Origin of the sequence: Georgenia sp. 311 (assembly GCF_006151955.1) — a bacterium.
GTDB lineage: Bacteria > Actinomycetota > Actinomycetes > Actinomycetales > Actinomycetaceae > Oceanitalea > Oceanitalea wutianyii.
The window spans coordinates 26,564-49,930 of record NZ_VDFS01000024.1 but is presented as its reverse complement, the minus strand read 5'-3'; the positions used below and the strand labels follow the sequence as shown (position 1 = coordinate 49,930).

Genomic DNA, 23,367 nt, shown 5'->3' with positions numbered 1-23,367 from the left:
GTGCCCGCGCCCACGGCATAGACTGGACGGCGGATTTGCCCCCTTCCATCCGACCAGACGAGGCTCTGTGACCAGCCCACTGCGCGTTGCCCTCATCGGTGCCGGCCCGGCCGGCATCTACGCCGCCGACATCCTGTCCAAGACGGGTCTGGACGTCGCCATCGACCTCTACGAGCGACTGCCCGCACCCTTCGGGCTCGTGCGCTACGGCGTGGCCCCCGACCATCCGCGGATCAAGCAGATCATCGTCGCGCTGCAGAAGATCCTCGCGCGCGGCGACATCCGCCTCGTCGGGAACGTCGACGTCGGCACGGACGTGTCGATGGAGGAGCTGCGCCGTCACTACGACGCCGTCATCATCTCCACCGGCGCCGACAAGGACGCCCCGCTGCCCATCCCCGGCATCGACCTGCCCGGCAGCTACGGCGCCGCCGACTTCGTCTCCTGGTACGACGGGCACCCCGACGTCCCGCGGACCTGGCCGCTGGAGGCGCAGAGCGTCGCCGTGCTGGGCGTCGGGAACGTCGCCCTGGACGTCGCGCGCATCCTCGCCAAGCACGTCGAGGACCTCATGCCCACCGAGGTGCCGGCGAACGTCGTCGAGGGGCTGCGCGCCAGCCCGGTGACCGACGTCCACGTCTTCGGCCGCCGCGGTCCCGCGCAGGTGAAGTTCACGCCGCTGGAGCTGCGCGAGCTCGGCAAGGTCCCGGACGTCGACGTCATCGTCTACGAGGAGGACTTCGAGTTCGACGAGGCCTCCGAGGCCGCGATCCGCTCGACGAACCAGACCAAGCAGGTCGTCAAGACGCTCACCGACTGGACCCTGCGCGACCCGGAGGAGCTCACCGCCTCCCGGCGCATCCACCTCCACTTCCTCCACCGCCCGGTGGAGATCCTCGGCACCGACCGGGTCACCGGGATCCGCACCGAGCGCACCGAGCTCACCGGGGACGGCAACGTCCGCGGGACCGGCGTCTTCGTCGACACCCCCGTCCAGGCGGTGTACCGCGCCGTCGGCTACTTCAGCTCCCCGATCGAGGGCGTCGCCTTCGACGACGTCGCGGGTGTCGTGCCCAACGACGAGGGCCGCGTGCTCGACGAGGACGGCGCCATCGTCCCCGGCCTGTACGCGACCGGCTGGATCAAGCGCGGCCCCGTCGGCCTCATCGGCTCGACCAAGTCCGACGCCCAGCAGACCATCGGCCACCTCGTGAGCGACGTCGAGCAGGGGACCATCGCCCCCGGCTCCGCCGAGGGTGACCCGGACGCGCTCATCGCCCGTCTCGAGGAGGCCGGCGTGCCCCTGACGAGCTGGGCCGGCTGGGAACTTCTCGACGCGTACGAGCGTTCCCTCGGAGAGGCCGAGGGTCGTGAGCGGATCAAGGTCGTGCCCCGGGACGAGATGACCCGGATCTCGCGAGGTGAGGAGAGCTGAGGACATGGATGCTGGTCGCCGGCACCTGAACGGGGTGAAGACCGCTGCGCTGTTCGGCGTCATGTGGGCGGTGCTCCTGGGGATCGGGGGTCTCATCGCCAACGGCACCGGCTCCGGGGCGTTCATCTGGCTCTTCGCGCTCATCGGCCTGGCCACGACGTTCTACAGCTACTGGAACTCGGACAAGATCGCGATCCGCGCGATGGGGGCCCGCCCGGTCTCCGAGGCCGAGGCGCCGGCGATGTACCGCATCGTGCGCGAGCTCTCCACCACCGCGCGCCAGCCCATGCCGCGGCTGTACGTCTCCCCGACGATGCAGCCCAACGCCTTCGCCACGGGTCGCAACCCCCGCAACGCAGCCGTGTGCTGCACGGCGGGGATCCTGCAGATCCTCGACGAGCGTGAGCTGCGCGGGGTGCTGGGCCACGAGCTCATGCACGTCTACAACCGCGACATCCTCACCTCCTCGGTGGCGGCGGCGATCGCCGGGCTCATCACCTCGGCCGCCCAGTTCCTGCTCTTCTTCGGCGGCGGCCGGGACCGCGGCGGCAACCCGCTGGCGATGCTCGCCACGGCGATCCTCGCGCCGGTCGCGGCCTCCCTCATCCAGCTCGCGATCTCCCGCACCCGGGAGTACGACGCGGACGAGGACGGCGCCCGGCTCACCGGTGACCCGATGGCACTGGCCTCGGCGCTGGCCAAGCTCGAGCGGGGCACCGCGGCCGCCCCGCTGCGCCCGGACCCGCGCCTCGAGGACGTCTCGCACATGATGATCGCCAACCCCTTCCGGGGCGGCGGCATGACCAAGCTCTTCGCCACCCACCCGCCGATGGCCGACCGCATCGCCCGCCTGGAGCAGCTGGCCGGCTACCGTTGACGGTTCGCCGCTGAGGCCGGCGCTGGTGGCCGCTCGTCGGCCGCAGGCACCCCGCCCGGCACCTGCGCCGGTGGGTTCCCTGCCGACCTCGCCGCGCGGCGCCACGTTCCTGCCACCAGGTCCACGCCGCGCCGCGCGGAGCGCCACGCCGTCGCAGGGGTGCTGGTGGGACTGGTGTGAGGACTTTGTGGCAGGTTCGGCCCTGCTGAGGTGCCGTCGGCCGAAGAGGCTTCCTGCCGCCTCGCCTCGCCCGCCGAGCACTTCCTGCCACCAGGTCCGCGCCGCGCCGCACGCCACGCCGACGCGGGGTGCTGGTGGGGCTGGTGTGAGGACTTTGTGGCAGGAACTGCCACGGCGGCTGCGCTGTCGCGCCGGGGGCAGCGTCCTTGCCGCGCGTGCGGGGAGGTCGGCTTCGGTCGGTCGCGCCGGCGCCACGATTCCTGCCACCGAGTCCGCGCCACGCCGCCCGTCACGCGGCGCCGGGTGCTGATGGGACCGGTGTGAGGACCTGGTGGCAGGTTCGGGAGACGGGGCTGCGTGGTGGGGGCCCGCGGGGGTGCCCCCACCGGCCCACGCGCCGAGCACCACTGAGCCCCACAGGAGGCTCCCGGGCGTCCGCGTGCGCTCGGCGCCTCCCGTGCCACTCTCAGGCCCTCCCATGGGCCTGGAGTCGCTCCGGACGCCCTGGGAGCGCTCAGCGGGCCGTCCGGCTGCCCTCAGGGCCGCCCCTGGGCTGTCACGCCCCGGTCGGCTGCCTCAGCGCCCCTCAGGCGCTCAGCGAGCCTCAGCGGTAGTTGACGAACTGCAGTGCGGCGTCGATGTCGGCGCCCTTGAGGAGGGCGATGACCTCCTGGAGGTCGTCGCGGCTCTTGGAGGAGACCCGCACCTCGTCCCCGGTGATCTGGGTCTTGACGCCCTTGGGGCCCTCGTCGCGGATGAGCTTGGTGATCTTCTTCGCGTTCTCCGAGCTCAGCCCCTCCTTGAGCGCCGCCACGAGGCGGTACTCCTTGCCCGAGGGCTTGGGCTCGTCGTCACCGGTGTCGAGCGCCTTGAGGGACACCCCGCGCTTGATGAGCTTGGTCTGCAGGACGTCCAGGACGGCGAGCACCCGCTCGGGGGAGTTGGCCGTGAGGAGGATGGCGTCCTCGCCGCTCCACGCGACGGACGCCCCCACGCCCTTGAAGTCGTACCGCTGGGCGATCTCCTTGGCGGCCTGGTTGACGGCGTTGTCGACCTCCTGGCGGTCGATCTTGCTCACGACGTCGAAGGACGAGTCGGCCATCGCGGTCTCCTAGGGTCGGTGCGAGGGGGATCACGCGGCGCCCGGTTAGGAGCACCCGCTGCGGCTTGCTATTCTTCCACTCGGTCCTTCGCGGACCAAGGCGGGTTGCCCGAGCGGCCAAAGGGAGCTGACTGTAAATCAGCCGCGGAATGCTTCGCAGGTTCGAATCCTGCACCCGCCACGTGCACAGCCCGGGCCCTCAGGGGCCCGGGCTGTTGTCGTACCAGGCCACCCGCGCCCCGTCGGTCCACGGGGGCGGCGGCTGCCCGCTGGGGAGCTCGGCCGGCGCCCGGGCGGAGCCCGTGACGCGTCAGCGGTGCGTCGCCGGCGGCCCCCCGACCAGCCCCGCCGCCCGGCGGGAGCCGAGTGGGGTCATCCGCCCCGACAGGTGCCGACGGCCGAGTTATCCGCGTCCTGACGGGCCTGAGGGCCGACGTGAGGAAGCGCACGTCTCGACGATTTCGTCTTCCGGCCCCGGGCCAGGTAGTCTCATCCCCGCTGCCCCGATAGCTCAGTCGGCAGAGCGTCTCCATGGTAAGGAGAAGGTCAAGGGTTCGATTCCCTTTCGGGGCTCCGATCGACGTCCACGTCGTGCGTCACGTAACATGGCGTGCCGGCCATGGGTCGACGATCATGGCGGGGTAGCTCAGGTGGTTAGAGCACACGGCTCATAATCGTGGTGTCGCGGGTTCGAGTCCCGCCCCCGCTACTGAACGACACGGCTCCGGGGCCCCGGAGCCCCGATGAACGCGAGGAAACACGTGGCCAGCAAGTCCAGTGACGTTCGCCCGAAGATCACTCTCGCCTGCGAGCAGTGCAAGGAGCGGAACTACATCACGAAGAAGAACCGGCGGAACAACCCCGACCGGCTCGAGATGAAGAAGCACTGCCCGCGCTGCAACGTTCACACCACGCACCGCGAGACCCGCTGACGCCCTTACGCTTGACCGCGTGACCGACAGCGCAGCCCGCCCCACCAGCGTCAACACGACGCTCGTGGGGCGTTCTTTTTCCCCGACCGAGACCTACCAGGTGTCCGCCGTGAAGATCGCCGAGATGGCCGCGGCCACCGGCTCGGCGCACCCCGCCCACACCGACCGGGACGCCGCCCGCGCGCTCGGCTACGACGACGTCGTCGCCCCGCCGACCTTCGCCGTCGTCGTCGCGCAGCGGGCCGAGCAGGCGTACATCGCCGACCCCGAGTCCGGCATCGACTTCTCCCGCGTGGTCCACGCCGAGGAGCGCTTCACCCACCACCGCCCGATCGTCGCCGGGGACCTCCTGCGCACCACCGTCCACGTCGACGCCGTCACCGAGCGGGCGGGCATCGCGATGGTGAGCACCCGGGCCGAGATCGTCGACGACGACGGCGCCCCGGTCGCCACCGTGCGCTCCACCCTCGCCGTGCGGGGGGAGGGCCGATGAGCGACCTCGTCGTCGGGGACGAGCTGTTCACCCGCACCTTCACCGTCGACCGGGCGCTGCTCGTGCGCTACGCCGGCGCCTCCGGGGACTTCAACCCGATCCACTACAACGAGCGGGTCGCCCGCGAGGTGGGCCTGGACGGCGTCATCGCCCACGGGATGGCGACGATGGGCCTGGCCGCGGCCGCCGTCACCGAGTGGGCCGGGGACCCGGGCGCCGTCCTGGACTACGGCGTGCGCTTCACCAGGCCGATCGTCGTTCCGGACCCGGGGGAGGTCGAGCTCGAGGTCACCGGCAAGGTCGGAGCCCTCGACCCCGAGGCCGGGACCGTGCGGGTCGACCTCACCGCCCGCGCCGCGGGCGTCACCGTGCTCGCCAAGGCCCAGGCGCTGGTCCGGACCCGGTGACCGCCGCCGCAGTGGCGGGCCGCCGCGCCGCGGTGGCCGTCGTCGTCGTCTTCGCACTCAACGGGTTCCTCTTCGCCAACTGGGTCTCGCGCCTGCCGGCCGTCCGGGACGCGCTCGGGCTGACTCCCGGGCAGATGGGCCTGCTGCTGCTCGTCGGCTCCGTCGGGTCGCTGCTCGCCCTCCCGGCAGCCGGCGCGGTCGCGCAGCGCTGGGGGACCGCCCCGACCGTGCGGGGCTCGTCGCTCGTCGCGGCGGGCGGCTTCGTCGTCGTCATCCTCGGGCTCCTCGCGGGGTCCGTCCCCGTGCTCGCGCTCGGGCTGCTCGTCGCGCAGGTGGGCATCGCGGGCTGGGACGTGGCGATGAACGTCGAGGGCGGCGTCGTCGAGCACGCGATCTCCCGCGAGATCATGCCGCGGTTCCACGCCGGCTTCTCGATCGGCACCGTCGCGGGAGCCGGGGTCGGCGCGGTCGCGGCCCTGCTCCGCGTCCCGGTGACCGTCCACCTCGCGGTCGTCGCCGTCGTCGTCGTGCTCGGGGTGCTCGTGGCGACCCGGGGCTTCCTGCCCCACCTCCCGGCACCCGCGCGGGGCAGCCGCCGCCGAGGGCTCGCCGCGGCGCTGGCGGGGTGGCGCGAGCCCCGCACCGTCCTCGTCGGCGTCATGGTGCTCGCCTTCGCCCTCACCGAGGGGGCCGCGAACGACTGGGTCGCCCTCGCCGTCGTCGACGGCTTCGAGACGTCCGACGCCGTCGGGGCTGTCGGTTTCGGTGTCTTCGTCGTGGCTATGACGCTCATGCGCCTGGCGGGGGAGCGGCTGCTCGCCCGCTTCGGCCGCGTGACGGTGCTGCGCGCCACGACCCTCGTCGCGCTCGCCGGGCTGCTCCTCTTCGCCCTCTCCCCGTGGCTGTGGCTCGCGTTCGCCGGGGCGTTCCTCTGGGGTCTGGGGGCGGCGCTCGGCTTCCCGGCCGGGATGAGCGCGGCGGGCGACGAGCCGCTCCACGCCGCCATGCGGGTGTCGGTGGTCGCCTCGATCGGCTACCTCGCCTTCCTCTGCGGACCGCCGCTGCTCGGACTGCTCGCCGAGCACGTCGGCTACCGGTACGCGCTCCTTGCCATCGCCGGCCCGCTCCTCCTCGGCTTCGTCGTCAGCGGGGCCGCCCGGCCCCTCGCGGACACCCGTCCGGCCCGCGTGTGAGGTGGCGCGCACGTCCCGGCCGCCGAGCGCGGCCGTGACCCGCGCGCGTCTAGATTGGTCGGGTGAGCCCGAACGCGACCACCCCCACGCTGGCCGACCTGACCACCCTGCGCGTCGGCGGACCCGTCGGCCGGCTCGTCGACACCGACACCGAGGCCGACCTCGTCGCCGCCGTCCAGGCGGCCGACGACGAGGGCACCCCGCTGCTCGTCCTGGGCGGTGGCTCCAACCTCCTCGCCTCCGACGACGTCTTCCCGGGCGTGGTCGTGCGCGACCGGCGGCGCGGCATCGAGCGGCGTGAGCAGTACGCGTGCGCCGGTGCGTTCGTCGCGGTGCCCGCCGGCCAGCCGTGGGACGAGGTCGTGGCGACCGCCGTCGAGGAGGGCTGGCGGGGGATCGAGGCGCTGTCCGGCATCCCGGGCTCCACCGGCGCCACGCCCGTCCAGAACGTCGGTGCCTACGGCCAGGAGGTCGCCGACACCCTCGAGACCGTCCGGGTCTACGACCGGCTGACCCGTCGCGTCCGTTCGCTCGTCGCCTCGGAGCTGGGCCTGGGCTACCGCACGAGCGTGCTCAAGCGCTCGCTCACCGACCCGGCCGCCGGAGGCGGACGCACCTGGGGACCCACGGGCCGCTACGTCGTCCTCGAGGTCGGCTTCCAGCTCGCCCTGGGGACGTCCTCCGCCCCGGTGCGGTACGCCGAGCTGGCCCGCACCCTCGGCGTGGGGCTCGGCGAGCGCGCCCCGGCCGCCCGGGTCCGCGAGGCGGTCCTCGAGCTGCGGCGCGGCAAGGGCATGGTCCTGGACGACGCCGACCACGACACCTGGTCCGCGGGCTCCTTCTTCACCAACCCGATCCTCACCACCGAGCAGGCGGACACGCTGCTGCCCGCCGACGCGCCCCGCTTCCCGGTCGAGGACCGCTCCCGGCCGTCCCTCGGGGGCGAGCCGCGCACCGTCGAGGGGCTGGTGAAGACCTCCGCCGCGTGGCTCATCTCCCGCGCGGGCTTCGAGCGGGGCTACGGCGACCCCGAGCGGGCCGCGCTGTCGGGCAAGCACGTCCTGGCCCTCACCAACAGGGGCCGGGCGAGTGCGGCGGACATCCTCGGGCTCGCCGCGCACATCCGCGACGCCGTGCGGGACCGGTTCGGCATCGCGCTCGTGCCCGAGCCGGTCGTCGTCGGCCTGGACCTCTAGACGGTCGGCCCGGACGGCGGGGCGGCGGGCGCGGCCAGCCAGTCGTCGATCTCCGCGAGCCAGCGCCGCTTGCTCGCCTCGGAGGCGAGGCTGCCCCGGACCGACATGCGGGCGAGCTCGGCGAGCTGGGCGTCGTCCATGCCGTGGTCCTCGCGGGCGATGCGGTACTGGTCGGCGAGCCGGGAGACGAACAGGAGCGGGTCGTCGGCGCTGAGGGCGATCTGCGCCCCCGCCTCGAACAGGCGGCGCAGCGGGACGTCGGCGGCCGTGGGGTAGACGCCGAGGGCGACGTTGCTCGCCGGCGCGAGCTCGAGGGTGATGCCGGCCTCGGTGACCTTCTCCAGCAGCGACAGGTCGTCGGCGAGCCGCACCCCGTGGCCCAGCCGCGTGGGTCCGAGGTGGGCGAGGACGTCGCGGACGTGGTCCGGGCCGAGCAGCTCCCCGCCGTGCGGGAGGCTGGCGAGCCCGGCCCGGCGGGCGATCGAGAAGGCTCCGGCGAACAGGCTCGTGTCCCCGCGGCGCTCGTCGTTGCTCAGCCCGAAGCCGACGACGCCGTCAGGCTGGTGATGCACCGCCAGCCGGGCCAGCGTGCGAGCGTCGAGCGGGTGGCGCATGCGCGAGGCGGCCACGACGACGGCGACCTCCACCCCGGTGGCGCGGCTCGCCGACCGGGCCTCGTCCAGGACGATCTCCAGCGCCGGGGTGAGCCCTCCGACGAACGGCGCGTAGGACGTCGGGTCGACCTGGATCTCCAGGCGGCGCGAGCCCTCGGCGGCGTCGTCCTCGGCGGCCTCGCGGACGATGCGGCGCATCGCGGCCTCCGAGCGCACGACGGCGCGGGCGGCGTCGTAGAGGCGTTGGAAGCGGAACCAGCCGCGCTCGCTCGCCGGTACCCGGAGCGCGACGCCGTCGAGCAGCGCGGGCGGGAGGCGGACCCCGGCCTCGTCGGCGAGCTCGGCCAGCGTCGCGGGCCGCATCGAGCCGGTGAAGTGCAGATGCAGGTGGGTCTTCGGCAACGTCGTGAGGTCCCGCACGGGGCAGAGTCTCCCACGACCACGCCCCGGACAACGGGTCCAGCACGCCGCGGACGTGGTGGACTGTGCGCCATGGACGAGGCGCTGACCCAGGCGGAGCGGGACGACGTCGCCCTGCTCACCGGCCCCGGGGCGCGCGAGATCCTCCAGGCGGCGCTGGCCGCCGAGGGCGCGGCGCTCGGCCGGTGGGAGGTCCACACCGTGCACCACCGGCCCGGCGCGGGGGTGACCGTGGGCTACACGGTGTCCGCGCGGGGGCAGGACGACTACCTGTGCGCCACGACCGGCCGGGTCACCGCACCCGCGGGCGACGGGCTGGTGCGGCTGGAGAGCGGCGGCAGCGTGGTCCACGTGTGGCGCCACCCGGCCGACCCGGAGCTGCCCGCCCTCGGGGACGCGTGCTCGCCCGCGGGGCTGGCCGGGAGGCTGGGCGTGGCCCGGCCCCCCGCCGTCGAGCTCCTCGCCTACCGTCCGCTGCGACGCGCCGTCGTCCGTGCGCGCGGTGAGGCGCTCGCCGACGGGCAGGTCTACGCCAAGGTCGTGCGGCCCAGGACGCTGCGCGACCTCGCCACCCGCCACCGGCTGCTCACCGAGGCCGGGGTGCCCGCCCCGGAGGTCCTCCTCGCCGCGGAGGACGGCCTGCTCGTCATCCGCTCGGGGCGTGGCGCCTCCCTCGCGTCCGAGCTCGCCCGCGGCATGGGTACGGCGCGGGCGCGGGCCACCCTCGAGAACGTCGTCGCCGTCCTGGACCGGCTGCCCGCGGCCGTGCTCGACCTGCCGCGGCGCGCGGCGTGGGCCGAGCGTGCCGACCACTACGGACACGCGGCGAGCGTCGTCCTGCCCGAGCACCGCGAGCGCATCGAACGGCTCGCGGCGGGGGTCGGCGCGGCGCTGGGCCGCACCGACCCGGGGCCGGTGGTCCCGACCCACGGCGACCTCTACGAGGCGAACCTCCTCATGGCTGCCGACAGGGTGAGCGCGGTGCTCGACGTGGACTCCGTCGGGCCCGGCCACCGCGTGGACGACCTCGCCTGCCTCCTCGCGCACGTGAGCGTGCTGCCGCACCTCGCGCCCCGGACCTACCCGCAGGTGCCGGCCGTCCTCGCGACGTGGACCGAGATGTGCTCGCGGTGGGTGGACCCCGGCGCGCTGCGCGCACGGGCCGCCGGCGTGGTGCTGTCCCTCGTCGCGGGGGCACGGCGGCGCGAGGCCCCCGACTGGCGGGTGGACGCCGAGGGCCGGCTCGCGGAGGCGGAGCGCTGGCTCGCCGGCGCCTGAGCCCTCCCCTCGCACTCCCTCCCCGCCGGGGAGGACGCCGACGGCCCCGGGCACACATGTGCACCCGGGGCCGTCAGAACGGGGTCAGCGCAGGAGGTCCTGCATCCGGCTGATGCCCTCGACGAGGTCGTCCATGCCGAGCGCGTAGCTCAGCCGCAGGTACCCGCTCGGGCCGAACGCCTCGCCCGGGACCACGGCCACCTCGACCTCCTCGAGGATGAGCTCGGCGAGCTCGGCGGACGTCCGGGGCGTGCGGCCGCGGAACGTGCGGCCGAGCAGCCCCTCGACGTTCGGGTAGGCGTAGAAGGCGCCCCGCGGCGTCGGGACCTCGACACCGTCGATCTCGCGGAGCATTCGCACCATCGTGCGTCGGCGCTCGTCGAAGGCCTCGCGCATCGTCTCGACGGCGGACAGGTCCCCGGCGACGGCGGCGAGGGCGGCCCGCTGGGAGACGTTGGAGACGTTGGACGTGAGGTGCGACTGGAGGTTCGTCGCGGCCTTGACGACGTCGGCGGGGCCGACCAGCCAGCCCACGCGCCAGCCGGTCATCGCGTACGTCTTGGCGACGCCGTTGAGCACGATCGTCGTGTCGGCCAGCTCGGGGACGACCTTGAGGATCGAGGTGAACTCGGCGTCGTCGTAGACGAGGTGCTCGTAGATCTCGTCGGTGACGACCCAGATGCCGTTCTCGTGCGCCCAGCGGCCGATGGCTGCGGTCTGCTCGGGGGAGTAGACGGCGCCGGTCGGGTTGGACGGCGAGCAGAACAGCAGCGCCTTGGTCCGGTCGGTCCGGGCGGCCTCGAGCTGCTCGACGGTGACGAGGTAGTCCTGGTCCGTCCCCGCGAAGACCTCGACGGCGCTGCCACCGGCGAGCGCGATGGCCTCGGGGTAGGTCGTCCAGTACGGAGCGGGGAGGAGGACCTCGTCGCCCGGGTCGATGATCGCGGCGAACGCCTCGTAGACCGCCTGCTTGCCACCGTTGGTCACGAGGACCTGGTCGGGGGAGATCTCGTAGCCCGAGTCGCGCAGCGTCTTGGCCGCGATCGCCTCGCGGAGGACCGGCAGGCCCTTGGCGGGGGAGTAGCGGTGGTTGACCGGCTCCTGCGCCGCGGCGACGGCCGCGTCGACGATGTACTGCGGGGTGGCGAAGTCCGGCTCGCCGGCGCCGAACCCGATGACGGGCCGACCGGCTGCCTTGAGCGCCTTCGCCTTGGCATCCACGGCGAGGGTCGCGGACTCGGCGATCGCCGCGAGCCTGGCGGACACGCGCCGCGGGGACGGAATGGTCGGGGTGCTCGTGTTCTCGGTCACCCCGCTATGGTGTCACGGGGACGATGTCTCGTGACCGTCCGTCCAGCCCGCGATCCGGCGGCGCGACGAGGGTCACGGGGTGCCGGGTTCGACCTGGGGCACGCAGACGCGTACACTCGTTCCCTGGTGGCTGATCGCCTCCGGACTGGAACGTGCGCTCCACCGCCTCGTGCGGGGATCGCGGACGGGTCGGTCGGGTCGCAAGAGGTCCCCGAAGGGCAGTGGCGCAATTGGTAGCGCACCGGTCTCCAAAACCGGCGGTTGTGGGTTCGAGTCCCTCCTGCCCTGCAAGAGCGGCGTCGACGCGACGTCCCGGCCCAGACACCCAGACCAGTGAGGAACGCCTGTGAGTGAGTCCGCGAGCACGACCTCGGGCAAGCCCGAGCGTGCCGGTCGCCCGGCTGGTCCGGGTGCGACGAAGAAGCGTGGCCTCTTCGCCCGGATCGCACTCTTCGTGCGCCAGGTGATCGCCGAGCTGAAGAAGGTCGTCCGGCCGACCCGTAACGAGCTGTTCACGTTCTTCGTCGTCGTCATCGTCTTCGTGCTGGCGATCATGGCCTACGTGGGCGTGATCGACCTGGGCTTCGGGCGGCTCGCGCTGTGGGTGTTCGGCGGCTGACCCGCCCCCCGCACGACTGAACTACGACGCAGAAAGTTGGTGACCTTCGTGACTGAGGAGACCGTGCACACCACGGCCCAGGACGAGGTTCCAGACGACGTCCCCACCGACCTGCCGGGTGCAGAGGCCGAGAGCCTCGCCGCGCAGGAGGAGAGCGACGTCGCCGACGAGGACACGACCCCTGTCGAGGAGCCCGTCGAGGCGGAGACCGCCGTCGACGAGCCGGCCGAGGAGGTCTCCCCCGAGGAGGAGTTCCGCCGCGAGCTGCGCATGCTGCCGGGCCACTGGTACGTCGTGCACTCCTACGCGGGCTACGAGAAGCGCGTCAAGGCGAACCTCGAGAACCGCATCCAGAGCCTCAACATGGAGGAGTACATCTTCCAGGTCGAGGTTCCGATGGAGGACGTCGTCGAGATCAAGAACTCCCAGCGCAAGCTCGTCAGCCGGGTCCGTATCCCGGGCTACGTGCTCGTGCGCATGGACCTGACCGACGAGTCGTGGGGCGCGGTGCGCCACACGCCCGGTGTCACGGGCTTCGTCGGCCACACCCACCAGCCGGTGCCGCTCACCGAGGACGAGGTCTTCTCGATGCTCGCCCCGGCGCTCGCGCCCAAGGAGTCGGCCAAGGCCGAGTCCGGCGCCGGCACTACGAGCACCCCGATCGAGGTCGAGTTCTCCGTGGGCGAGTCCGTCACGGTCACCGACGGCCCCTTCGAGACGCTTCCCGCGACGATCTCCGAGATCACCCCGGAGTCCCAGAAGCTCAAGGTGCTCGTCTCGATCTTCGGCCGGGAGACCCCGGTCGAGCTGTCGTTCTCCCAGGTCGCCAAGATCTGAGCGGACGACTCCCCGGCGCACGCCTCTGCTGTGTCGGGCCCCGCAAGGCGGCGTCGGCGGTCACCGACGCCCAGGAACAAAAGGACGCACCATGCCTCCCAAGAAGAAGGTTGCAGGCCTGATCAAGCTCCAGATCCAGGCCGGCGCCGCGACCCCCGCGCCGCCGATCGGCCCCGCGCTCGGTCAGCACGGCGTGAACATCATGGAGTTCTGCAAGGCGTACAACGCGGCGACCGAGTCGCAGCGTGGCAACGTCATCCCGGTGGAGATCACGGTCTACGAGGACCGTTCCTTCACCTTCGTCACCAAGACGCCGCCGGCGGCCGAGCTCATCAAGAAGGCTGCGGGCGTCGCGAAGGGCTCCGGCACCCCGCACACCGCGAAGGTCGGCTCCCTCACCATGGCCCAGGTCCGCGAGATCGCCGAGGGCAAGATGGTCGACCTCAACGCCAACGACGTCGACGCCGCCGCGAAGATCATCGCCGGCACCGCCCGCTCCATGGGCATCACCGTCACGGACTGAGGCAACCGGACGCCTCCCGCGTCCACCGTTCCCGGCGCCCCGGCGCCATGTGGCAGGGTCCGCGCGGACCCGCAGACCACACCTGCTTGACCAGAGGAGAAGCAGCATGACCACGCGCAGCAAGAACTACCGCTCGGCGGCCGAGAAGATCGACCGCTCGCAGGTCTACGCCCCGCTCGAGGCCGTCCGCCTCGCCAAGGCCGGCGCGACCGCCAAGTTCGACTCGACCGTCGAGGTCGCCTTCCGTCTCGGCGTCGACCCCCGCAAGGCCGACCAGATGGTCCGCGGCACCGTGAGCCTGCCCCACGGCACCGGCAAGACCGCCCGCGTCATCGTCTTCGCCGTCGGTGAGCGTGCGGCGCAGGCCGAGGCCGCCGGCGCCGACGTCGTCGGTGGCGACGAGCTCATCGAGAAGGTCGCCGGCGGCTGGACGGACTTCGACGCCGCCGTCGCCACCCCGGACCTCATGGGCAAGGTCGGTCGTCTCGGCCGCGTCCTGGGCCCCCGCGGCCTCATGCCCAACCCGAAGACGGGCACGGTGACCATGGACGTCGCCAAGGCCGTCAACGAGATCAAGGGCGGCCGGATCGAGTTCCGTGTCGACAAGAACTCCAACCTGCACTTCATCATCGGCAAGGCCTCCTTCTCCGACGAGCAGCTCGTCGAGAACTACGCCGCCGCCCTGGACGAGATCCTGCGTCTCAAGCCGTCCTCCTCGAAGGGCCGCTACATCTCCAAGGCGACGATGACGACGACGATGGGCCCGGGCATCCCGCTCGACGCGACCCTGACCCGCAACCTCGCGTCGGACAGCCCGTCCTGACCTGAGCTCTGACAGCGCCCCGACCCTCCCGAGGGTCGGGGCGCTGTCGTTTCTCCCTGTGCGGTGCGGCACAGTCGGTCCCACGCACTTGGAGCCGCGGCGCCGGCGGGGTAGTGTTGCTCCTGCCCAAGACCGCCGGTCTCCCGTCAGCCATGACGGGCCGAAGTCCGCAGCTAGCGGAGCCAGCGCAGGTGAACATGAGACGCCGTCTCGCGACGAGCGCCCCGTGCACACGCTGCGCGGGGCTTTTTTCTTGCTCGCGGCCCTCACTCTCCGGCGGCACGATCGAAAAGGAGGGCCATGGCGAGGCCTGACAAGGTGGCGGCAGTCACCGAGCTCACGCAGCAGCTGCGTGAGGCGAACGCCGTCGTGCTCACCGAGTACCGCGGGCTCAGCGTCGGCCAGCTCAAGGAGCTGCGCCGCTCGCTCGGCAGCAATGCCAGCTACGCCGTGGTGAAGAACACGCTCACCGCGATCGCGGCCAAGGAGGCGGGTCTCGGCGAGCTCGAGAGCCAGCTCAACGGCCCGACCGCGATCGCCTTCGTCACGGGCGAGCCCGTCGAGGCGGCCAAGGGTCTGCGTGACTTCGCCAAGACCAACCCCCAGCTCGTCATCAAGGGCGGTGTCCTCGAGGGACGCATGCTGTCGGCGCAGGACGTCGACAAGCTTGCGAGCCTCGAGAGCCGCGAGGTGCTGCTGGGCAAGGCTGCTGGCGCGTTCAAGGCAGCGCTCTACCAGGCTGCTTACCTGTTCACCGCGCCGGCCACCCAGGCTGCGCGCACCATCGAGGCCCTTCGCGAGAAGCAGGCCGCCGACGCTGCCTGAGGCATCGGCACCCCCACCCACCCTGCTCCACGCAGTACCAGCACGGGCAGACAGATAGGAAGGAACGCCCCATTATGGCGAAGCTCACCACCGAGGAGCTCATCGAGGCCTTCAAGGAGCTCACCCTCATCGAGCTCTCCGAGTTCGTGAAGCAGTTCGAGGAGACCTTCGAGGTCACCGCTGCTGCTCCGGTCGCGGTTGCCGCGGCCGCCCCGGCCGGCGGCGGCGACGCCGGCGCGGCCGAGGAGGAGAAGTCGGAGTTCGACGTCGTCCTCGAGGCCATCGGCGACAAGAAGATCCAGGTCATCAAGGAGGTCCGCGCGCTCACGAGCCTCGGCCTCAAGGAGGCCAAGGACCTCGTCGACTCGGCCCCCAAGGCCGTGCTCGAGGGCGTCGACAAGGACACCGCGGAGAAGGCGAAGGCGGCCCTCGAGGGCGCCGGCGCGACCGTCGCCGTCAAGTGACCTCTCACTGACACCTGAGCCTCACGGCTCACGCTCACGGCCCGGTACCCCCAGGGGTGCCGGGCCGTCGGCGTCCCCGGGGCCGCGCCCGTCGCGCGGGGGAGCGGTCCGCAGCGGCTCGGCGGGCGGGCCACGCACGCCGATGTGCAACGAAACGGCAACGACCCGCGCGCCGGCGCTTCACGCACAAGCCCTCATGGCGTATGGTGGGCGCCGTTGGCCCTGAGTCTTCAGCGTGATGGAGCGCTGGACACAGCCCTGCCTGCGCATGTATGCTATCGCTTTGCGCTGACTTCTGCCTGCCCGCCAGCCGTCCTCGGCCATGCCCGACTCTTCGGGCTCGTGACGGCGAGCCAGTCACCATCAGCGCAGTGTGCACACAATTCGCAGGGAAGGACCCCCTTTGGCTGCCTCGCGCACCTCTTCTGTTCCCACCGCTGAAGACATTGCCGCACGGACCGCATCGCGCCGCGTCTCGTTCGCAAAGATCCACGAGCCGCTCCAGGCACCCGACCTGCTCGGCCTGCAGACCGAGAGCTTCGACTGGCTGCTCGGCAACCCGGCCTGGCGCGCCCGCGTCTCCGCCGCCATCGAGCGGGGCGACAAGAACGTCCCGCAGACCTCGGGCCTCGAGGAGATCTTCTCGGAGATCTCCCCGATCGAGGACTTCGGCCAGTCGATGTCGCTGTCCTTCAACGACCACCGCTTCGAGCCGCCGAAGTACACGCCGGAGGAGTGCAAGGAGAAGGACTTCACCTACGCGGCCCCGCTGTTCGTCACGGCGGAGTTCACGAACTACGAGACCGGTGAGATCAAGTCGCAGACGGTCTTCATGGGCGACTTCCCGCTCATGACCGAGCGCGGCACGTTCATCATCAACGGCACCGAGCGCGTCGTCGTCTCCCAGCTGGTCCGTTCCCCGGGTGTGTACTTCGAGCGCTCCGCGGACAAGACGTCCGACAAGGACATCTTCACGACGAAGGTCATCCCCTCGCGTGGCGCCTGGCTCGAGTTCGAGATCGACAAGCGCGACGCCGTCGGCATCCGCATCGACCGCAAGCGCAAGCAGTCCATCACGGTCTTCCTGCGCGCCCTCGGCATGACCGAGAGCGAGATCCGCGAGGAGTACGCGGACTACCCCGTCCTGCTCGAGACGCTCGAGAAGGACAACGTCTCCACGCAGGAGGAAGCCCTCCTCGACATCTACCGCAAGGTGCGTCCGGGCGAGCCCCCGACGGTCGAGGCCGGCAAGAACCTGCTGGAGAACTACTACTTCAACCCCAAGCGCTACGACCTCGCCAAGGTCGGCCGCTACAAGGTGAACAAGAAGCTGGGCACGGACGCGGACCTCTCCGAGTCGGTGCTGCGCGTCGAGGACATCAAGGCCGCCGTGCGCTACCTCCTCGCCCTCCACAAGGGTGAGACGGAGTACACCGTCGACCGCGACGGCGAGCAGGTCACGGTGCGCGTCGAGACCGACGACATCGACCACTTCGGCAACCGGCGCATCCGCTCGGTCGGCGAGCTCATCCAGAACCAGATCCGCACGGGTCTGTCCCGGATGGAGCGCGTCGTGCGCGAGCGCATGACGACGCAGGACGTCGAGGCGATCACGCCGCAGACCCTCATCAACATCCGACCGGTCGTCGCCTCCATCAAGGAGTTCTTCGGCACGTCGCAGCTGTCGCAGTTCATGGACCAGAACAACCCGCTGGCCGGGCTGACGCACAAGCGGCGTCTCAACGCCCTCGGCCCCGGTGGTCTGTCCCGTGACCGCGCGGCCATGGAGGTCCGTGACGTCCACCCGTCGCACTACGGCCGCATGTGCCCGATCGAGACCCCTGAGGGTCCGAACATCGGCCTCATCGGCTCGCTGGCGACCTTCGCCCGGATCAACCCGTTCGGCTTCGTCGAGACCCCGTACCGCCGGGTCGTCGACGGCCGGGTGACCGACGACGTCGACTACCTCACCGCCGACGACGAGGACCGCTACGTCATCGCCCAGGCCAACGCCAAGGTGGACGAGGACGGCAAGTTCGTCGAGGACCAGGTCCTCGTCCGCGAGAGCGGCGGCAGCGGCGAGATGGCGACCGTGTCGCCCGACGAGATCGACTACATGGACGTCTCGGCGCGCCAGATGGTCTCCGTCGCCACCGCGATGATCCCGTTCCTCGAGCACGACGACGCCAACCGCGCCCTCATGGGTGCGAACATGCAGCGCCAGGCCGTGCCGCTGGTGCGCAGCGAGGCTCCGCTCGTCGGCACCGGCCTCGAGCGCCGCGCGGCGGTCGACGCCGGCGACGTCATCACCGCGACCAAGGCCGGTGTCGTCTCCGAGGTCTCGGCCGACGCCATCCACGTGGCCGCGGACGACGGCACGACCCAGATCTACCGGGTCGCGAAGTTCCGCCGCTCCAACCAGGGCACCTCCTACAACCAGCGCGTGCTGGCCAACGAGGGTGACCGCGTCGAGGTCGGCTCCGCGCTGGCCGACGGCCCGGCGACCGACGAGGGCGAGCTCGCGCTCGGCAAGAACCTCCTCGTCGCGTTCATGTCGTGGGAGGGCCACAACTACGAGGACGCGATCATCCTGTCGCAGCGCCTCGTGTCCGAGGACGTCCTCACCTCGATCCACATCGAGGAGCACGAGGTCGACGCCCGCGACACGAAGCTCGGCCCCGAGGAGATCACCCGGGACATCCCGAACGTCTCCGAGGACGTCCTCGCCGACCTCGACGAGCGCGGCATCATCCGCATCGGCGCCGAGGTCTCCGCGGGCGACATCCTCGTCGGCAAGGTCACCCCGAAGGGTGAGACCGAGCTGACCAGCGAGGAGCGCCTCCTGCGCGCGATCTTCGGTGAGAAGGCCCGCGAGGTCCGCGACACCTCCCTCAAGGTGCCCCACGGTGAGTCCGGGACGGTCATCGGCATCCAGGAGTTCAACGCGGACGAGGACGACGAGCTGCCCGCCGGCGTCAACCAGATGGTGCGGGTCTACATCGCCCAGCGCCGCAAGGTCACCGACGGCGACAAGCTCGCCGGGCGTCACGGCAACAAGGGTGTCATCGCCAAGATCCTGCCCGAGGAGGACATGCCCTTCCTCGAGGACGGGACCCCGGTCGACATCATCCTCAACCCGCTCGGCGTGCCCGGCCGTATGAACGTCGGCCAGGTGCTCGAGACCCACCTCGGGTGGGTCGCCAAGCGCGGGTGGGACGCGACGGACGCCCCGCGCGGCGAGGGTGCGTGGGTCGAGGACCTGCCGGAGGAGGCCCTCGTGGGTGCCCCCGGCACCCCGGTCGCCACCCCGGTCTTCGACGGCATCCACGAGCACGAGCTCACCGGCCTGCTCGGGCACACCACCCCGAACCGCGACGGCGTGCGCATGGTCGGCACCGACGGCAAGGCCCGCCTCTTCGACGGCCGCTCCGGCGAGCCGTTCCCGGAGCCGGTCGCCGTGGGCTACATGTACATCCTCAAGCTCCACCACCTCGTGGACGACAAGATCCACGCCCGGTCCACCGGTCCGTACTCGATGATCACCCAGCAGCCGCTCGGTGGTAAGGCGCAGTTCGGTGGCCAGCGCTTCGGTGAGATGGAGGTGTGGGCCCTGGAGGCCTACGGCGCCGCGTACGCGCTGCAGGAGCTCCTCACCATCAAGTCCGACGACATCCCCGGTCGCGTCAAGGTCTACGAGGCGATCGTCAAGGGCGAGAACATCCCCGAGCCCGGCATCCCCGAGTCCTTCAAGGTGCTCATGAAGGAGATGCAGTCGCTGTGCCTGAACGTCGAGGCGCTCGACGCGGAGGGCAACGCCATCGAGCTGCGTGACGCCGACGAGGAGGTGTACCGCGCTGCAGACGAGCTCGGTATCGACCTGTCCCGTCGTCCGGACGCCAGCAGCGTCGACGACATCTAGTGGCCGCGGCTGCCGTGGCGTCCCCGCCACGGCAGCCTGCCGGCCCCTTGTTTGGATTCCACACGGTGACTCGCCGAAGGAAGTAGGAAACCTTGCTCGACGTCAATGTCTTCGACCAGCTCCACATCGGACTGGCCACGGCATCGGATATCCGTGGCTGGTCGCACGGAGAGGTCAAGAAGCCCGAGACGATCAACTACCGCACGCTCAAGCCGGAGAAGGACGGCCTGTTCTGCGAGCGGATCTTCGGTCCCACCAGGGACTGGGAGTGCAACTGCGGCAAGTACAAGCGCGTGCGCTACAAGGGCATCATCTGTGAGCGCTGTGGCGTTGAGGTCACGCGCTCCAAGGTGCGCCGTGAGCGGATGGGCCACATCGAGCTCGCCGCTCCCGTCACTCACATCTGGTACTTCAAGGGCGTGCCCTCGCGCCTCGGGTACCTCCTCAACCTCGCCCCGAAGGACCTCGAGAAGGTCATCTACTTCGCGGCGTACATGATCACCGAGGTCGACGACGAGGGTCGTCACGAGGACCTGCCCAGCCTCCAGAACGAGATCGACCTGGAGAAGCAGGACGTCGAGCGCAAGCGCGACACCGACATCGAGGCGCGCGCCAAGCGCCTGGAGGAGGACCTCGCCGAGCTCGAGCAGGCCGGCGCGAAGGCCGACGCCCGCGAGAAGCTGCGCAAGTCCGCCGAGCGCGAGATGGCGCAGCTGCGCAAGCGTGCCGACCAGGACCTCGAGCGTCTCGCGACGATCTGGGACCGGTTCAAGAACCTCAAGGTCGGTGACCTCGAGGGCGACGAGCTGCTCTACCGCGAGCTCCAGAGCCGTTACGGCATCTACTTCAAGGGCTACATGGGGGCCGAGGCCATCCAGAAGCGCCTGGAGACCTTCGACCTCAAGGCGGAGTCCGACTCGCTGCGCGAGACCATCGCCACCGGCACCGGTCAGCGCAAGACCCGCGCCCTCAAGCGGCTCAAGGTCGTCAACGCGTTCCTCACGACCGACAACTCCCCGCTCGGCATGGTGCTGGACGCGGTCCCGGTCATCCCGCCGGACCTGCGTCCGATGGTCCAGCTGGACGGTGGCCGCTTCGCGACCTCCGACCTCAACGACCTCTACCGCCGCGTCATCAACCGGAACAACCGCCTCAAGCGGCTGCTCGACCTGGGCGCGCCGGAGATCATCGTCAACAACGAGAAGCGGATGCTCCAGGAGGCCGTGGACTCGCTGTTCGACAACGGCCGCCGCGGCCGCCCCGTCACCGGACCGGGCAACCGTGCGCTGAAGTCGATCTCCGACATGCTCAAGGGCAAGCAGGGCCGCTTCCGGCAGAACCTGCTCGGCAAGCGCGTCGACTACTCCGGCCGAAGCGTCATCGTCGTGGGTCCGCAGCTCAAGCTCCACCAGTGCGGTCTGCCCAAGCAGATGGCCCTCGAGCTGTTCAAGCCCTTCGTCATGAAGCGGCTCGTCGACCTCAACCACGCGCAGAACATCAAGGCCGCCAAGCGCATGGTCGAGCGCGCCCGCACCCAGGTGTGGGACGTGCTCGAGGAGGTCATCACCGAGCACCCGGTGCTGCTCAACCGCGCCCCCACGCTCCACCGTCTGGGTATCCAGGCGTTCGAGCCGCAGCTCGTCGAGGGCAAGGCGATCCAGCTCCACCCGCTCGTGTGTGGCGCCTTCAACGCCGACTTCGACGGCGACCAGATGGCGGTCCACCTGCCGCTGAGCACCGAGGCGCAGGCCGAGGCCCGCATCCTCATGCTCTCGAGCAACAACATCCTCAAGCCGTCGGACGGCCGGCCCGTGACCATGCCCACCCAGGACATGATCATCGGCCTGTTCCACCTGACCGGTGAGAAGGCAGACGCCAAGGGCGCCGGCCGGTCCTTCACCTCCCCGTCCGAGGCGCTCATGGCCTTCGACGCCGGTGAGCTGGACCTCAACGCCGTCGTGAAGATCCGCCTGGACGACATCGTCCCGCCGCGCGGCTGGACGGCTCCGGAGGGCTGGGAGCAGGGTGACCCGATCACCCTGGAGACCTCGCTCGGCCGTGCGCTGTTCAACGAGCTGCTCCCGGTGGACTACCCGTTCGTCAACGGCGTGGTGACCAAGAAGGAGCTCTCGGCGATCGTCAACGACCTCGCGGAGCGCTACCCCAAGGTCGACGTCGCGGCGAGCCTCGACGCGCTCAAGGAGGCCGGCTTCTACTGGGCCACCCGCTCGGGCGTGACGATCGCCATCTCCGACGTTGTCGCCCCGGCCGCCAAGGCCAAGATCCTCGAGGGCTACGAGGAGAAGGCGCAGAAGGTCCAGCGCGAGTACGACCTCGGTCGTCGCAGCGAGGAGGAGCGTCGCTCCGAGCTCATCGACATCTGGACCCAGGCGACCAACGAGGTCGACGAGGCCATGCGGGTGAACTTCCCGCAGGACAACAACATCTTCCGGATGGTGTCCTCCGGTGCCCGTGGTAACTGGCACCAGGTCCGTCAGATCGCGGGTATGCGTGGTCTGGTGGCCGACCCCAAGGGTCAGATCATCCCGCGTCCGATCAAGTCGAACTACCGCGAGGGCCTGTCCGTCCTCGAGTACTTCACCGCGACGCACGGCGCCCGTAAGGGCCTGGCGGACACCGCGCTGCGCACCGCCGACTCCGGGTACCTCACCCGTCGTCTGGTGGACGTGTCGCAGGACGTCATCGTCCGTGAGGACGACTGTGGGACCTCGCTCGGCCTCACCATGCCGATCGCCGCGCCGGACTCCTCCGGGAAGCTCCAGCGCGTCGACACGGTGGAGACCAGCGTCTACGCCCGCACCATCGCCCAGGACGTGACGGCGCCGGACGGCACCGTCGTCGCCGAGGCCGGTGCGGACGCCGGGGACGTCCTCATCGCCAAGCTCATCGAGGCCGGCGTCTCGGAGGTGAAGGTCCGCTCGGTCCTCACCTGCCAGTCCCGCGTCGGCACGTGCGCGAGGTGCTACGGCCGTTCGCTGGCCACCGGCAAGCTCGTCGACATCGGCGAGGCCGTCGGCATCATCGCCGCGCAGTCCATCGGTGAGCCCGGTACCCAGCTGACGATGCGTACCTTCCACACCGGTGGTGCGGCCTCGGCCGACGACATCACCCAGGGTCTGCCGCGTATCCAGGAGCTCTTCGAGGCCCGCACCCCCAAGGGTGAGGCCCCGATCAGCGAGGCGGCCGGCCGGGTGAAGATCGACGACAGCGAGCGCACCCGCAAGATCGTCGTCGTGCGCGACGACGGCGGTGAGGACCTGTCCTACCCGGTGTCCAAGCGCATGCGTCTGCTGGTCGAGGACGGCGAGCACGTGGCCGTCGGCCGCCAGCTCGGCGCCGGCGCCGTCGACCCGAAGAAGGTCCTGCGCATCCTCGGCCCGCGCGCGGTGCAGAAGCACCTCGTCGACCAGGTCCAGGAGGTCTACCGCTCGCAGGGCGTGGACATCCACGACAAGCACGTCGAGGTCATCGTCCGCCAGATGCTCAAGCGCGTGACCGTGCTCGACTCCGGCGACTCCCGGCTCCTGCCGGGTGAGCTGGCGGAGCGCTCGCGCTTCGAGGACGAGAACCGTCGCACCGTGTCCGAGGGCGGCACCCCCGCCTCCGGGCGTCCCGAGCTCATGGGCATCACGAAGGCCTCGCTCGCGACCGAGTCGTGGCTCTCGGCGGCCTCCTTCCAGGAGACCACCAAGGTGCTCACCGAGGCCGCGATGAGCAGCCGGCGTGACCCGCTGCTCGGCCTCAAGGAGAACGTCATCCTCGGAAAGCTCATCCCCGCGGGGACCGGCCTGCCCCGGTACCGGAACGTGGCGGTCGAGCCCACCGAGGAGGCGAAGGCCAAGGCCTTCTCCCAGATGGGTTACAACGAGCTGGACTTCGTCCAGGGCGGTTCGGACCC

Annotated in this window: 19 protein-coding genes and 4 tRNA genes; 20 read left to right on the top strand and 3 right to left on the bottom strand. The window is 71.0% G+C overall.

Translation table 11 applies throughout. From position 1 onward, the window contains the following. The first annotated feature begins 67 nt into the window (after positions 1–67). Positions 68–1,435: an FAD-dependent oxidoreductase gene (locus FHE66_RS04900; protein ID WP_230976433.1), complete on the top strand. Its 1,368-nt coding sequence runs from the start codon at positions 68–70 to the stop codon at positions 1,433–1,435. Between the two features lie 4 nt (positions 1,436–1,439). Then, complete coding sequence (htpX, locus tag FHE66_RS04895) at positions 1,440–2,312, top strand: zinc metalloprotease HtpX (RefSeq protein ID WP_139071864.1); 873 nt, start codon at positions 1,440–1,442, stop codon at positions 2,310–2,312. Between the two features lie 784 nt (positions 2,313–3,096). Here htpX and FHE66_RS04890 read toward each other — a convergent pair. Beyond that, on the bottom strand, positions 3,097–3,594 hold the full coding sequence (locus tag FHE66_RS04890) for a YajQ family cyclic di-GMP-binding protein (RefSeq protein WP_139071863.1): 498 nt from the start codon (positions 3,592–3,594) through the stop codon (positions 3,097–3,099). Between the two features lie 99 nt (positions 3,595–3,693). Between FHE66_RS04890 and FHE66_RS04885 the strand changes: the two genes are divergently transcribed. From FHE66_RS04885 to FHE66_RS04850, 8 genes are all read left to right on the top strand, one after another. Beyond that, positions 3,694–3,775: transfer RNA gene (locus tag FHE66_RS04885), tRNA-Tyr, on the top strand. A gap of 319 nt (positions 3,776–4,094) precedes the next feature. Next, a tRNA-Thr gene (locus tag FHE66_RS04880) sits at positions 4,095–4,167 on the top strand. Between the two features lie 62 nt (positions 4,168–4,229). Next, a tRNA-Met gene (locus FHE66_RS04875) sits at positions 4,230–4,303 on the top strand. Positions 4,304–4,355: 52 nt separating this feature from the next. Next, positions 4,356–4,526 carry a 50S ribosomal protein L33 gene (gene rpmG / locus FHE66_RS04870; RefSeq protein WP_139071862.1) on the top strand — a complete coding sequence of 57 codons (171 nt, stop codon included), beginning with the start codon at positions 4,356–4,358 and terminating at the stop codon, positions 4,524–4,526. A gap of 19 nt (positions 4,527–4,545) precedes the next feature. Further along, positions 4,546–5,019, top strand: coding sequence for a MaoC family dehydratase N-terminal domain-containing protein (locus FHE66_RS04865; RefSeq protein ID WP_176554653.1), 474 nt, complete (start codon positions 4,546–4,548; stop codon positions 5,017–5,019). Next, positions 5,016–5,426 carry a MaoC family dehydratase gene (locus FHE66_RS04860; protein ID WP_139071861.1) on the top strand — a complete coding sequence of 137 codons (411 nt, stop codon included), beginning with the start codon at positions 5,016–5,018 and terminating at the stop codon, positions 5,424–5,426. The genes FHE66_RS04865 and FHE66_RS04860 overlap by 4 nt, the downstream gene beginning before the upstream one ends. Beyond that, positions 5,423–6,619, top strand: coding sequence for an MFS transporter (locus FHE66_RS04855; RefSeq protein ID WP_139071860.1), 1,197 nt, complete (start codon positions 5,423–5,425; stop codon positions 6,617–6,619). The genes FHE66_RS04860 and FHE66_RS04855 overlap by 4 nt, the downstream gene beginning before the upstream one ends. Before the next feature lie 62 nt (positions 6,620–6,681). Then, positions 6,682–7,815 (top strand): UDP-N-acetylmuramate dehydrogenase, encoded by a 1,134-nt coding sequence (locus tag FHE66_RS04850; RefSeq protein ID WP_139071859.1) that lies wholly within the window; start codon positions 6,682–6,684, stop codon positions 7,813–7,815. On the opposite strand, the gene FHE66_RS04845 is transcribed toward FHE66_RS04850, so the two are convergent. After that, the gene (locus FHE66_RS04845) at positions 7,812–8,849 is read right to left on the bottom strand and encodes an adenosine deaminase (RefSeq protein ID WP_139071858.1); all 1,038 of its coding nucleotides are present in this window, start codon (positions 8,847–8,849) and stop codon (positions 7,812–7,814) included. The genes FHE66_RS04850 and FHE66_RS04845 overlap by 4 nt on opposite strands. Before the next feature lie 72 nt (positions 8,850–8,921). Between FHE66_RS04845 and FHE66_RS04840 the strand changes: the two genes are divergently transcribed. Then, positions 8,922–10,127 (top strand): phosphotransferase, encoded by a 1,206-nt coding sequence (locus FHE66_RS04840; protein ID WP_139071857.1) that lies wholly within the window; start codon positions 8,922–8,924, stop codon positions 10,125–10,127. Positions 10,128–10,211: 84 nt separating this feature from the next. Here FHE66_RS04840 and FHE66_RS04835 read toward each other — a convergent pair whose 3' ends face one another. After that, on the bottom strand, positions 10,212–11,438 hold the full coding sequence (locus FHE66_RS04835) for a pyridoxal phosphate-dependent aminotransferase (RefSeq protein WP_139071856.1): 1,227 nt from the start codon (positions 11,436–11,438) through the stop codon (positions 10,212–10,214). 215 nt (positions 11,439–11,653) lie between these two features. On the opposite strand from FHE66_RS04835, the gene FHE66_RS04830 reads away from it, so the two are divergent. The 9 genes from FHE66_RS04830 to FHE66_RS04790 form a co-directional block, all read left to right on the top strand. After that, positions 11,654–11,726, top strand: a tRNA-Trp gene (locus FHE66_RS04830). A 58-nt stretch (positions 11,727–11,784) separates the two neighbouring features. Next, positions 11,785–12,057: a preprotein translocase subunit SecE gene (gene secE, locus FHE66_RS04825; RefSeq protein WP_139071855.1), complete on the top strand. Its 273-nt coding sequence runs from the start codon at positions 11,785–11,787 to the stop codon at positions 12,055–12,057. 111 nt (positions 12,058–12,168) lie between these two features. Continuing rightward, positions 12,169–12,894 (top strand): transcription termination/antitermination protein NusG, encoded by a 726-nt coding sequence (gene nusG, locus FHE66_RS04820; RefSeq protein ID WP_255303605.1) that lies wholly within the window; start codon positions 12,169–12,171, stop codon positions 12,892–12,894. Between the two features lie 91 nt (positions 12,895–12,985). Then, positions 12,986–13,417: a 50S ribosomal protein L11 gene (rplK, locus tag FHE66_RS04815; RefSeq protein ID WP_139071854.1), complete on the top strand. Its 432-nt coding sequence runs from the start codon at positions 12,986–12,988 to the stop codon at positions 13,415–13,417. A 106-nt stretch (positions 13,418–13,523) separates the two neighbouring features. After that, complete coding sequence (rplA, locus tag FHE66_RS04810) at positions 13,524–14,240, top strand: 50S ribosomal protein L1 (RefSeq protein WP_139071853.1); 717 nt, start codon at positions 13,524–13,526, stop codon at positions 14,238–14,240. Positions 14,241–14,540: 300 nt separating this feature from the next. Then, positions 14,541–15,065: a 50S ribosomal protein L10 gene (gene rplJ / locus FHE66_RS04805; protein ID WP_139071852.1), complete on the top strand. Its 525-nt coding sequence runs from the start codon at positions 14,541–14,543 to the stop codon at positions 15,063–15,065. A 74-nt stretch (positions 15,066–15,139) separates the two neighbouring features. Next, positions 15,140–15,529, top strand: a complete 390-nt coding sequence (gene rplL, locus FHE66_RS04800) for a 50S ribosomal protein L7/L12 (RefSeq protein WP_139071851.1) — start codon at positions 15,140–15,142, stop codon at positions 15,527–15,529. A gap of 403 nt (positions 15,530–15,932) precedes the next feature. Next, positions 15,933–19,448, top strand: a complete 3,516-nt coding sequence (rpoB, locus tag FHE66_RS04795; RefSeq protein WP_139071850.1) for a DNA-directed RNA polymerase subunit beta — start codon at positions 15,933–15,935, stop codon at positions 19,446–19,448. A 92-nt stretch (positions 19,449–19,540) separates the two neighbouring features. Beyond that, positions 19,541–23,367 (top strand): DNA-directed RNA polymerase subunit beta' (locus FHE66_RS04790; protein WP_139071888.1); only part of this gene is annotated, 3,827 nt, incomplete at its 3' end.